The organism is Pedobacter sp. 10L46_2, from assembly GCF_056395165.1.
This window is the reverse complement of sequence record NZ_JBFTIZ010000129.1, coordinates 1-10,713: the sequence shown is the minus strand read 5'-3', so window position 1 is coordinate 10,713 and position 10,713 is coordinate 1. Positions and strand designations below refer to the sequence as shown.

17 protein-coding genes are annotated in these 10,713 nt (G+C 38.0%); all 17 read right to left on the bottom strand.

From position 1 onward, the window contains the following. Positions 1-222 precede the first annotated feature (222 nt). Positions 223-534 carry a hypothetical protein gene (locus tag AC1DDX_RS14935; protein WP_477611938.1) on the bottom strand — a complete coding sequence of 104 codons (312 nt, stop codon included), beginning with the start codon at positions 532-534 and terminating at the stop codon, positions 223-225. Positions 535-588: 54 nt separating this feature from the next. Beyond that, positions 589-2,019: a phage portal protein gene (locus AC1DDX_RS14930; RefSeq protein ID WP_477622214.1), complete on the bottom strand. Its 1,431-nt coding sequence runs from the start codon at positions 2,017-2,019 to the stop codon at positions 589-591. Between the two features lie 90 nt (positions 2,020-2,109). Beyond that, complete coding sequence (locus AC1DDX_RS14925; RefSeq protein ID WP_477622213.1) at positions 2,110-2,328, bottom strand: hypothetical protein; 219 nt, start codon at positions 2,326-2,328, stop codon at positions 2,110-2,112. Between the two features lie 108 nt (positions 2,329-2,436). Beyond that, the gene (locus AC1DDX_RS14920; RefSeq protein WP_477611935.1) at positions 2,437-3,912 is read right to left on the bottom strand and encodes a PBSX family phage terminase large subunit; all 1,476 of its coding nucleotides are present in this window, start codon (positions 3,910-3,912) and stop codon (positions 2,437-2,439) included. Next, entirely contained in the window at positions 3,890-4,639 is a 750-nt protein-coding gene (locus tag AC1DDX_RS14915) for a terminase small subunit (protein ID WP_477611934.1), read from the bottom strand. The genes AC1DDX_RS14920 and AC1DDX_RS14915 overlap by 23 nt, the downstream gene beginning before the upstream one ends. Further along, complete coding sequence (locus AC1DDX_RS14910) at positions 4,639-5,106, bottom strand: hypothetical protein (protein WP_477611933.1); 468 nt, start codon at positions 5,104-5,106, stop codon at positions 4,639-4,641. Before AC1DDX_RS14910 ends, AC1DDX_RS14915 begins: the two co-directional genes overlap by 1 nt. Positions 5,107-5,200: 94 nt before the next feature. Then, complete coding sequence (locus tag AC1DDX_RS14905) at positions 5,201-5,449, bottom strand: hypothetical protein (protein WP_477611932.1); 249 nt, start codon at positions 5,447-5,449, stop codon at positions 5,201-5,203. Next, positions 5,446-6,093, bottom strand: a complete 648-nt coding sequence (locus AC1DDX_RS14900) for a hypothetical protein (protein ID WP_477611931.1) — start codon at positions 6,091-6,093, stop codon at positions 5,446-5,448. The genes AC1DDX_RS14905 and AC1DDX_RS14900 overlap by 4 nt, the downstream gene beginning before the upstream one ends. A gap of 3 nt (positions 6,094-6,096) precedes the next feature. Then, entirely contained in the window at positions 6,097-6,453 is a 357-nt protein-coding gene (locus AC1DDX_RS14895; RefSeq protein WP_477611930.1) for a hypothetical protein, read from the bottom strand. 2 nt (positions 6,454-6,455) lie between these two features. Then, entirely contained in the window at positions 6,456-7,514 is a 1,059-nt protein-coding gene (locus AC1DDX_RS14890; RefSeq protein ID WP_477611929.1) for a P-loop NTPase family protein, read from the bottom strand. Next, positions 7,511-8,296, bottom strand: coding sequence for a DUF4373 domain-containing protein (locus tag AC1DDX_RS14885; RefSeq protein ID WP_477611928.1), 786 nt, complete (start codon positions 8,294-8,296; stop codon positions 7,511-7,513). Before AC1DDX_RS14885 ends, AC1DDX_RS14890 begins: the two co-directional genes overlap by 4 nt. Before the next feature lie 10 nt (positions 8,297-8,306). Next, entirely contained in the window at positions 8,307-8,492 is a 186-nt protein-coding gene (locus AC1DDX_RS14880) for a hypothetical protein (protein ID WP_477611927.1), read from the bottom strand. 31 nt (positions 8,493-8,523) lie between these two features. After that, complete coding sequence (locus AC1DDX_RS14875) at positions 8,524-8,688, bottom strand: helix-turn-helix domain-containing protein (RefSeq protein WP_477611926.1); 165 nt, start codon at positions 8,686-8,688, stop codon at positions 8,524-8,526. Between the two features lie 6 nt (positions 8,689-8,694). Further along, entirely contained in the window at positions 8,695-9,000 is a 306-nt protein-coding gene (locus AC1DDX_RS14870; RefSeq protein ID WP_477611925.1) for a hypothetical protein, read from the bottom strand. 185 nt (positions 9,001-9,185) lie between these two features. Continuing rightward, positions 9,186-9,776 carry a PX domain-containing protein gene (locus tag AC1DDX_RS14865; protein ID WP_477611924.1) on the bottom strand — a complete coding sequence of 197 codons (591 nt, stop codon included), beginning with the start codon at positions 9,774-9,776 and terminating at the stop codon, positions 9,186-9,188. 4 nt (positions 9,777-9,780) lie between these two features. Further along, positions 9,781-10,002, bottom strand: a complete 222-nt coding sequence (locus tag AC1DDX_RS14860; RefSeq protein WP_477611923.1) for a hypothetical protein — start codon at positions 10,000-10,002, stop codon at positions 9,781-9,783. Further along, positions 9,999-10,713 (bottom strand): DNA cytosine methyltransferase (locus AC1DDX_RS14855; RefSeq protein ID WP_477622212.1); only part of this gene is annotated, 715 nt, incomplete at its 5' end. The genes AC1DDX_RS14860 and AC1DDX_RS14855, both read right to left, overlap by 4 nt.

Below are 10,713 nucleotides of genomic sequence, written 5' to 3'. Positions count from 1 at the left end.
ATGATGAATCGCGAAACTGGTAGAATATATGAGATGGAAAAAAATGGCAACAAATACAAATGGGTATTTAAGATGGGTAAGTGATAAACCCCCAAACAACAGCAAAGACGATGTAGAACAAAATAGGTGATATGGTCCCAATCAACCCATACTGTTCGCTGTATGCCCTTAGTGTGAATAAGAGCATACAGCTAAGAAATGTGGTTACGTGGATGATTAGCATTACGCTCTACGTTTCAACTTAGCATTGTGAGAACACCTGTTCAAATTAGTATGACCTTTCTTATTCCCATGACCATACATCATTCCATATTGCATTGGCGACATGCCATACTCACCGCGTTGAATTAGATCTAACCCTCCTACCGAATGGACTTTGCGTTCTTGGGCTTCCTTACCTGTTGCAGGCGTACCTTTCAATTCATTCTGAGTGGTGCCCTGTGTTAATGGCGCGGTTGCTTGGGCAGATCCCATTAACCCGGCAAGAGCCAAAGCAAAACCTGCGCCCAACATTGATAGTCTGTTTCTTTTCATTTTGATTGTATTTACGCCTTGCGGCTATGTTTAACCCTTGATGAGGGGGTTGGTTTATGCGACTGGCGGAACTATTGCAGGGGCTGCTGCTTTTATATCGGCAACGATTTTATCAATCTCCTCTGCAATGTTCTCTACAAAATCAAGCTTACGTATCGCGGTTTCACGTGACATCAATCCTGCTCCATACATTGAAACTACATTGGTAATCTCTTCAGTTTTATTTCGTGGTAAGTCAATTTTAAACGCAGGTTTCATTGGTAATGCAACAGCGTCCTTAACGGTCGTATTGCTGGTTGCTAAACAAGCCTTAAGTAGATTTAGTTGACGCTGCTCAGCCATACCGATTGGCCCTTTCTGATTAGCTTTAGCCTGGTTGGTAGATGGTAAGAACATCAGCTCAATGCTTACCCCTGGCATATTTCCAGTAAAGGAGGCGCTATCAAAAGATACGGATGGGGTATTGGTTTCCATGTAAATGTCACGCAAGATATTCTCACGTTCTTTATTGGCAGCTTCCTGACCTCCTTTAGTCTCTACATACTTAAGGTCTGCCCCTTGACCTTCTAACTGGAATGTTTTACGAGTATTGGCATTCTCACCACCTTTAGCAGCTACGATAGTGCCAGTACCAACAAGAATAGGGAATGCTGACATTTTATTTTCGTCTGCCGTATCTGAGTCGATTTCCTCTCTTCGCTCCAACTTAGGCTCCACATCCTGATAGATCCTACGCTTTGCTTCGTGAAGGATGTACAATGCTTTATCAACCTTAGTATCAAAACTAACCTCTTCAATCCATCCTTGCGCCCCCTGAACATAAGTTATTACTTTTCCAGATAGCAACAGATCCATTTTCTCCACATCCTTATCATCAACCTTAACGGTGTAGATTCGGGCGCAAGCGATCATGTCTTTATACTGGTTACGGATTGGAACAATGGTATTACCATCTTCAGCGCTGAATATCGCACAACGCCATTTGATCTGCTTACTACCAGGAGCAGCAAGATCACCCCAGAATCCTTCTTCTGCATCAACAGCATACCAGACTACCAACACTTGAAGATAGATCAAACGCAAACGCTCAATCTCCATACGTTGATAATCCATTTTGTTATCATCATACGTGCGCTCAATCATCGCAAGCATCTTCTTCTCTACATCGGTTTGTGGATTACAATCAATAGTAACTCCTCCACCAAGTGATAGATTTACACTCCAATCCACAATAACTTTTTCAGTAGCAGAAGGGATACGGTGAATGTCTCGGTATTCAGTACGGTATAATGGATTGCCTTGTGCGTCATCAAGACCAGTCGGAACTTCAACAGGGCGCATTGGCCTGTTGTCAGTTTTGGTAACTTTATGGTTTTCTGGTTCGAAGTTTAATGCTGCATCCGAAATCTCAGGAGCTAAGGCTTTAACCTTGTCTACAAGTTTTTTAGGATCTTTAATAAGTTCATCGAGTTCCAGTTGTTCCATTCGTGTACTACCCTTGTGGGCACACACAAAAATACCCCACAGATTGCAGGGTATTTAGTAGGTAGGCTTACGTGCGTAGTTTAATATTAGTTACGCTTTTCTTAAGTAATCGAAAATCTTGTTCTCAATCGCCTTTTGATCTTCAAAAACCTTAGTTTTAACTTCTTCATAATCTAAACCCTCAAGTTTAGCTATTATTCTACTTTGGTTTTTTAGAGACATCTCAACCATTGACTCAATTTGGATCATTTTTTCGACTGCACGATCAATCGAAAATAGATACTCGTTTTCTTGTAAATTTTCTTGCATGATATTTTATTTTAAATATGAAACATACCTAAAGATACGGATTGTAACTGGAATGTTACATATAATTAATTATGCAAGTTTTCCACACAAAAAGCAAGGTTATCATAACTAAAAGCTCAAAGCTTTAATCCCGAGTCCTTTCCTACCACCACAATACATCAAGTATTCACTATCAAATGCAGTGGTTGCGATGTACCTTTTAGTATCGCTACAATGCCCAAACTCTTCATAAGTAACTCCAGTTACCTTATTTTTCTTTTTGGTCTTTTTAATCGTTCCGTCACTATCTTCCAATGCATACTGGTAGTCAAAAATTGATTTCTTGCAGCTCTCGTGAATGCCAATGGTTATACCAGACTTACCATTGCCCTCATATATCTCATTGATGAAGCCGCCAGACTGAACAACCGATGGATTCTTACTTTGAATCTTCAATATCGGCCTGTATTCTTTCAAATATTCCAATATCTTAGTGAAGAAGTTCTCACCCTTCTCAAGCTTTACATCTTCTTTAATGGAAGTCCTATCTCCTCCTACGAATAAACCGGCAACCTCTCCTAATGGATAACGTTTAGCAAACTCCTGGCATAAATCCTTGACTCTATTGCGTGGATCCTCCAAACATATCTCATCGATCTGTTGCAGGTGTTTTCCTTTTATCTGCCACAAAGTACATGTCAGGTATGGATTTACGTTCTCATCCCATGACATCCAAATAGGCAAAGACCTATCCCATTTAATATTATTCACATGATCAGCGTACTTGAATTTCTTCCAGAACTCACCACCGGTCCTGATCTTACCCCAATCACCAAGTCCATAAATTCGGTAATATTCAAAATCGGTTACTTTGTCCTTTTCAAAGTCATCTATGGTATGCTGATCAACAAAACCGCCTGATTGAACTAGCTGACCTGCGGCATTTACAGACCACTTCCCGACAATAAAAATGTTATCTAGATAATTTGTTTTGAATACAACCAGGTTGCCTTTCTCATTAACCCACATCCCGGCAATGTTTGATTCAACTTCTGTCAATTCCTCCAAATCAAACACCTTAGTTTTAATCCAATGCTCTTCGCTAACCGGGTTGAATATGCCAATGATCTGCTGATTAGCCTTACCGCGCAAACGCTTACGGATCTGTTTCAAGTCGTTCTCATCAAACTGGCTGATCTCTTCCAAGACTACCCGTTTAAAGTTTGCAAGCCCTTTAATCTTCTCGCTATCATCTAGGCCTCTGAATCTAACGTATGAGCCGGTAAGCTTACACATGATATAATTCTGCTGGATGACAAAATAATCTTCAAGGCCCCAACCTTTAATGATCCCTGTAAAATCTGAATAGATAGAGTCTTTAATGTCAACCGCATACTTACGCAATACCATTGTGTTCTCATCTTCATTCTCCATCATGGAAATAATAATGAGCTGCACGACGCTGTAAGTCTTACTGGCAGATGAGCCACCATAACACCAAATGAAACGAATTAAGGGGTTTAAAAAGGCATCGCGAAGATGCCAGTATAGATTGTTGAATATGTCAGGATTAAAATCAAATTTAATCTGCCTTGTTTCCACCATATCCTATTTTCACTGTTGTATTCAGTTCTCCCTTAAGGTCAAGCTCAGATTTTTCAACAAGCATGCCTTTAAACTTAGCAAGGGTAGTTAAAGCAGCATCTGCACTGTAAGGCTCAATCGAAATACCATCTCTGGTATGTTTAATTGACTTAATAATTCCACACTCTTTATCATCAACAACTTTAACCAAATCTAGTTCAGCGACTTCTACCATCTCGGTTTCACCATCAACAACTCGATATGCATTTGGATTCTGTTCAAGTTCAATCTCAAGTCTAACAATTTGTGACCTGGTAATATTTAGTTCAGCTTGGAATTTATCGAACTCTTCTCCAGTGTATCCCATTCTATCACAAAAGATCTCCTCACGGATCACCCAATCATTTCTACGCTTAATAACCTCTTTTAAAGGCATTATTACCTGAGGAGTGTAAGGAACTTTCTTTTTAACCAAATAGTCCTTCATATCAGTTCTGGCAATGTTTGTGAAGCGTTTTTTAATTTCTCCCTCACTTGCTCCTGCTTCTTCCAGTAAATTATCGATATATTTTTTGATATGAGGTTTTCTGAGGTTCTCGTATCCTATCTCAGCACAGGTGTTCTTTGAGTAACCAGAATCTCTTGCCGACCTTGAAGCGTTAAAATCTTTAATGTATTCATGGCAGAACTTAACTTCTTTCGCTGTTAACTTAACCTCAGGAACTAGAATGGTTACAGGTGGCTCCATCACGCAAATAAATTAAATTGTGTATCCTCAGGGTGAATACTAAAAACCTTAAACCTATCCACAACACTCATAACTTTCAACTTGAATGGACGAATGACTCCATTGCTATTTGGAAGCATAGGACTTTCAGTATAGACTTTTAATGCGTTGATGGTCTCAGGATTATTAACACCTAAAACTCTTTGCATCTCATCACGAACTCCTGCTGGTAATTTACCGGAAGCTTTTGCATCTTCTTTACGTCTTAGGTATGATAGCGGTTGATAAAGTTGATATACACAACTGATAAATATTAATTTCCGAGTTTCAAAATCCTCCTCTGTGAATGCATCAAGTACTGATTCATAGATTTTCTCAACATACTTTGGATTAACCAAAGTCCTTTTGAACTGGCTAATAATCTCCTGTGCCATTTCAGGATTGGTTTGCGAAATTACGCGCCCTAATATCTCAGCTTTTGATAACATGCTACCTCCTATTGATTATTAACCCCACTTAGTGGGTGTTTAAAACAAAAGTAGTTACAATATTCCATTATTCCAAATATTAGTTAATGCATAATTAGCACCAAATTTTTTTATCATTCTGAGCTTGATAAACTTCTCTCCTCTCCATTGTTTTGTATTTTCCTGTTGCTCTGTTGATGAACGTGTCCAACGTTGTTCCGATGCTCGTCATTGGCCATGGCACAGGAATTCTGCTATACTCACTGTCAAGTGTACTCTCCGACCCTATTAGCTCCCATGTACCGGTAGATCCAGTAAAAGATGAACACAAGTATTCTCCTCTCGAATTGAGTACAGGATTCATGCCACAAGCCTTTCCAATGCTTTGTTAAACACCTCAGACCTTCCAAACTTAGAAACATACCATCGGACAAAAGCTGCGAACTCAGTTGCGATGATGTATACCCCTCCTGCTTCGGTTATATGTTCCTCATACTTCTTCTGATCATTTGATTGCTTATCCCTACCGATTTTAACTTCAATTTTTACCGATAGGCTGGCTACCGTTGCAGAAATATCGGCAGTTCCTTTTGTTCCAGTCCCTTTCTGCCATTCTACTGAACCAATACGCATGTGCTGGCCAATGCTGTTGGTTACAACTTTGGTCCGGTCAACCATACGTCCTAAATTATTGATCCTTTCGGCAGCTCCTCCGGATAAGTTGATAAACTGAATTATAGCTTTAGTCAAACCGTTTGCAGTACGATCAGTGTGTTTAGTTCCAATCACATATTTTGTAGGTATTGATGGGGACTTATGCTCCCTGGTCAACTTATCCATTTCAGATAAAACTTGCAGCGCTGATATTTTTTTGGTTTTCTTTTTCATATCAAGTTGGTTATAGTGTGCTTGCTCCATTTCGGATTGGAAAACGTTTTGGTTCCTTGTACCGTTTTCTCTTAGGTAATCTACCTGATCCCTGATGTCTTTTATTTTTACAATACTCATAATCTATTCTCCTGCGTTAAATGCTTTATTTATGGATTCCAATTGTTTTTTTAGTGTTTCTATTTCGACCTGTTGCTTATTCCGTTGGTGGATTGAATTATTCAATAGCCATCTTAACTGGTAGTTATGATCATTCACTTTATTGCAGCTATCCAGAAATTCATCAAGAAGCAATAAACGTTTCATGCTTTCGAAGTACTTTTCATTTTGACCATTTTTAATGCCGTAGGAAGTAAGTTCACCAATCATTGACAACACCACACCTCTAGCAGAAAGTATCTCCATCGAGGGCTTTAAAATAGTGTCAATGGTAAATTCCCTGGCTTCAGCTATTGCTTTATAATATTCTTTGCTTTCCATGGTTAAAAAGGGGTATCATCTTTTTCATATAAATTATTTACTATGTCTTGGTTTATTTCAAATTGGGCACTTGGCGTCATTGCTGTTGAAATAGGTTCAGGAACAATTTCATGTTCAAAAGCATAAGAATCCTTACCATTAACTTTCTCATAGTACCTGTTTTTTTTCCAATCAAAGTATACTGACACTGATCCCTTCTTAGCCGTGCCTTTTGGTTTTGCCTTTAGTATTTTGATAATAGCTTCGTTTTCTGCAAATGGCAATCCTGATGATGGATTTAATGTTAAATCAACCTTTCCATTAACCCGGTTATGTTCTGGTCTCCAAACCCCAACAACATTAAATGCCCTACGCCCCCATACTGCACCTCCGGCAAAACTGTTTAGTGTCGGTACCGCAGTACAGTATACTTCCTGTCCAGTAACATCTTTTAAAACAATTGGTGGCAGGTCCTTTGCATGAGTTACGATGTTATTGTGCCAATTATTATTCTTAGCTTCTTGCCTTACACGTTTCAATGCCCAAGCAAGATATTTATCCTCTCTGCCCCCATATTTTACAAGATCCTCTTCTAAATCGTTAAACGGATCCAGTGAAGTTGTATTTAGTTTTATGCCTAATTGCTTCTCCAGTGATTTCCAATATTTATAGAAGCTTTCAATGTCATGATCAGTGTCATCGGCATTTATTGGGAAGAAATATTCACTCAACCAATTCATGGCTCCGTGAACTTCTTTCTCTGTAGGAGCATTAGGGTTTGATTTAAAAAATGGCTTCTTTAGGAATTTACTAATAAGCTCCGCAATCACGTCCTCCATGTTTCCAATTTCGCCAGACAAGAAACCATGCTTCCATCCAAAGCTCTGTGTTTGGTTGAACATCATTTCCATATGAAACTCTGTCTTACCAGCACCTGCAAATCCCAAATAGAAAGTTGAGTATCCGAGCTTGAAACTTAATAATTCATCCAAGTTTCTAAATCCGGTGTTTATGCCTCGCTGTATTCCGGTCTCGTAGTGGTGCATTACCGAGTCCCTGTAGTCGTTTATGGTTAGTTTCATTTGAATAGGTTTACATTTTTGCTTTGGTCTATTGCTCCTTTATTTACAAAAGGTTTTATGCCTTGTCTAACCTCCTTATCTCTTGAAATCCATCCAGATGCAGCATTTTTCCACTTAGTCATCTTGTTTTTGCCAACCATCCAATTTTTAGATTCATAAAAATTTATGAATCGTAAAGATTGATCATTGCATTCAGATTCAGTCCATAACGTTTCCAAAGATTTTGACACAAAAAATTGAAAAACTTCATCAATTATTGGTGGAGCGAAACTCTTTTTCTCTACTTCTTTTGTTTTATTTTCTTTTGTTTTATTTTCTTTAGGGGTAACTGTTCTCGGTTTATCACTTTTACTTAGTAAATACTTACTATTACTTTGTAAATGATTACATGTAATGTTTAAATGTTTACATAATAAAGTTTTATCCAAGCACTTGTTAGTTCTCCTTTTGTAAGCTTCCTGGATGAAATAAATAAACTTTTCTGACCAAACAATTTTATAATCTTGCCATAACTCTTTATCAAATTCACCAAGTTTACAGAGGTCGCTTATAATATTATCAAGCATATTTTCGTCGACCCTACACTTAGAAGATAAAAACATAAATTGGATTTCATCTGATAGGTTAAGATAGTGAAAATCAGTTACAGCAATCTCCCTCAATAATTTAATCCAAGTAGAGTATCCATCGTTTCCGTAACGATTTTCTATGTAATTTATGGCTTTACCCTCTTTGCATAAAAAGGGAAAATAATCCACATTATTTTTTTCAGGTTGTGCCATAATGGTATTTTTATTTGGTGAAGGTTTGTTTTAATTCTCTGAGAACCTTGATTAAATTTTCTATTTCCTCCTTGCTTTCGAATTCAAAATATTCTGGACCATCAATGGACTGAATTTTAATTACACTTTTGTTTTCTGAAGTATTGTATGCTGACAATTCAGCACCGGACTTATCCGTAAATAATAATGTTATCATTGGTTAAAATTTTTTAACTGTTTTATAAAGATTAAGCAAACAATCTTTTAAGACTTTGTACGCGATTTTCAGGTATAGGTTTAATGCCTTTTACCCATTGCGTTATTAATGAATTTGATACGTTTAGCTTGTCTGCAATGAACTTCTGTTTAATACCTCTACTGGATATCAAGTTTTTAAGATGCTTAGCCTCCATTTTTAACTATTTTATAATAATTGATTCGTAAACTGTTTTAAATATTTGCCAATCCGATCTAATTTTAGAAATGATTGGCCTATCTCCAGTATAGTCGAAATTTTTGTCCGGCTGATTAGACAAGTTGTTAATCTTTGAGGCCCAACTAACAAATGAATCAGCAATATTTGTATGGGTTTTTATAACAATTGCGTAGTCATGATTTGCAACTATTTTATCTTTTGAGCAAATGTGGAATGATCCTTTATTTTCGCAATAGTACACAGCGACATGGATGTTGTTAATGTTCTGAATTCCATTAAGTCTTTTCATAAAACACGTATTTTAGTTAAACATTAACCCCTGCAAATAGAGTGGTAGACAGCCATTTCTGCGCTGATGCGCTAGAGATACTACTTACAGGGGTTAATGTTTGAATTTCTTTTTACAACCGTCTACCGTTGCGATAAAACAAATATAAACAATTATTTCAATTATTAGTTAATGCATAATAATAATCACAATTTTAATCTTGCTGCGATGTATTTAGCCCTAACCGCTTCTATATCCTGACCAGGTTTAACGTAAATTTCAGTCTTGCTATCGATACGAACTTTAGTACAAGTAGATAAATCAATGACGCGAGTTGGTATTGCTTTAGCCTGGTGCTTTATAGTCATAGGCGGCATCTTACTCTTACGCTCAGACTTTGGCTTTGGAATATAGACGCGTTTAACTCCGTCAATAGGCTTTCTTCCATTGTTAACACGAAGATCAGGTTTCCCCGCTTCTCTATCCAATCTGCGTTTTTCTTTCGCCTTTGCATTTTGTAGATCTCGATTTAACTTAGCTTTTTTGGCTCGTATAGCATCCTTTTTCGCTTTAATTTCAGCAATTTCAGCGGCATTTTCAATTCTTTGACGCTCACGAACACCTCGCATATAGATCTTCATCTGTTCCCTTCGTTCTTCAGGTGTTAATGCCCCCTTAGGAGGAAGCCCTTGCGCTGCCCTTACTTCTGCTCGTTCTTTCTTTAATCTTTCATTTTGCGCCTTATTCCTGGCTATTCTTCTGGCTTCAGCTACGCCAGGAGGTAATTTTGGATTCATAACTTTAATTCTTTTGTTTAATGTTTGCGCCAATTACTTCAACTTCTTTACTCCATAAAGGACTATCCGGATAAACTCGTCCGTACCAATCCTCCTTCTTAGTTGGGCCATCATGCCTGATAATACTTACGTAAGTTGCATGTACCATATGAATGCTCCTTGGTGTAGCATTTGGTGCGGGGAAGAATTTCTGTCCGGGGCTGAGTTTGGTGAATAGGATTTTCATGCTGCCATTCTTAAAGTCCTACATTTATCTGCCATTGCTAAACACCAGGATGTTACTACATGAGGCACAACACTGTTACCAATGAATTTTTTCTGGTCTGTTTGATTGCCTTCAAGTTTATAATCGGATGGAAATCCTTGTATAAGTATCAGCTCGGAAACCTTCAACATTCTCATTTTGATATCGGCTAATCCATATAATGCCATGAACTGTTTAATTCTGACCATCACCGCGCTATCATCATCGTAAATCGGGATGTTAACATTTTTATCAATTGAATACTGTATTAGGTACAATGGCGCTTTATCTTGTCTTGCGACTATTGTAACGCATGGAACGTTAGTGCCTGTGCAATGGCCGCCATGAGAGGGATTTAGAATAAATGGCTGGCAATTAATTAATCTGTGCTTATCGTTCGGCATCAATGTGCCAGCAGGTTGCTCGATCGATTGATATTGATTTGAATTTCCATTACCTGAATAGGTTTTATCAAAAAATATAGGTTGTATTTTGGATAACGTGTCTTTTGTACCAAGAGTGGGCGCGGCAGTATCGATTGAAACAGCATTCTCACCAGTTCCATAATATTTGGCCAAAAAAGCAGGATTAACAATATAAGGATGATGGCGGCTGGCTAACAAAGTTTTTGCTGGTTCATCTACTGAGCTCCCAACGTTTTTAAAGTTGGTGTTCATAATGAAAGGCTGAGCA

Coding starts and splice junctions, on each gene's coding strand:
- AC1DDX_RS14935 (WP_477611938.1), bottom strand. CDS start 534: ATGAAAAGAAACAGACTATCAATGTTGGGCGCAGGTTTTGCTTTGGCT.
- AC1DDX_RS14930 (WP_477622214.1), bottom strand. CDS start 2,019: ATGGAACAACTGGAACTCGATGAACTTATTAAAGATCCTAAAAAACTT.
- AC1DDX_RS14925 (WP_477622213.1), bottom strand. CDS start 2,328: ATGCAAGAAAATTTACAAGAAAACGAGTATCTATTTTCGATTGATCGT.
- AC1DDX_RS14920 (WP_477611935.1), bottom strand. CDS start 3,912: ATGGTGGAAACAAGGCAGATTAAATTTGATTTTAATCCTGACATATTC.
- AC1DDX_RS14915 (WP_477611934.1), bottom strand. CDS start 4,639: ATGGAGCCACCTGTAACCATTCTAGTTCCTGAGGTTAAGTTAACAGCG.
- AC1DDX_RS14910 (WP_477611933.1), bottom strand. CDS start 5,106: ATGTTATCAAAAGCTGAGATATTAGGGCGCGTAATTTCGCAAACCAAT.
- AC1DDX_RS14905 (WP_477611932.1), bottom strand. CDS start 5,449: ATGAATCCTGTACTCAATTCGAGAGGAGAATACTTGTGTTCATCTTTT.
- AC1DDX_RS14900 (WP_477611931.1), bottom strand. CDS start 6,093: ATGAGTATTGTAAAAATAAAAGACATCAGGGATCAGGTAGATTACCTA.
- AC1DDX_RS14895 (WP_477611930.1), bottom strand. CDS start 6,453: ATGGAAAGCAAAGAATATTATAAAGCAATAGCTGAAGCCAGGGAATTT.
- AC1DDX_RS14890 (WP_477611929.1), bottom strand. CDS start 7,514: ATGAAACTAACCATAAACGACTACAGGGACTCGGTAATGCACCACTAC.
- AC1DDX_RS14885 (WP_477611928.1), bottom strand. CDS start 8,296: ATGGCACAACCTGAAAAAAATAATGTGGATTATTTTCCCTTTTTATGC.
- AC1DDX_RS14880 (WP_477611927.1), bottom strand. CDS start 8,492: ATGATAACATTATTATTTACGGATAAGTCCGGTGCTGAATTGTCAGCA.
- AC1DDX_RS14875 (WP_477611926.1), bottom strand. CDS start 8,688: ATGGAGGCTAAGCATCTTAAAAACTTGATATCCAGTAGAGGTATTAAA.
- AC1DDX_RS14870 (WP_477611925.1), bottom strand. CDS start 9,000: ATGAAAAGACTTAATGGAATTCAGAACATTAACAACATCCATGTCGCT.
- AC1DDX_RS14865 (WP_477611924.1), bottom strand. CDS start 9,776: ATGAATCCAAAATTACCTCCTGGCGTAGCTGAAGCCAGAAGAATAGCC.
- AC1DDX_RS14860 (WP_477611923.1), bottom strand. CDS start 10,002: ATGAAAATCCTATTCACCAAACTCAGCCCCGGACAGAAATTCTTCCCC.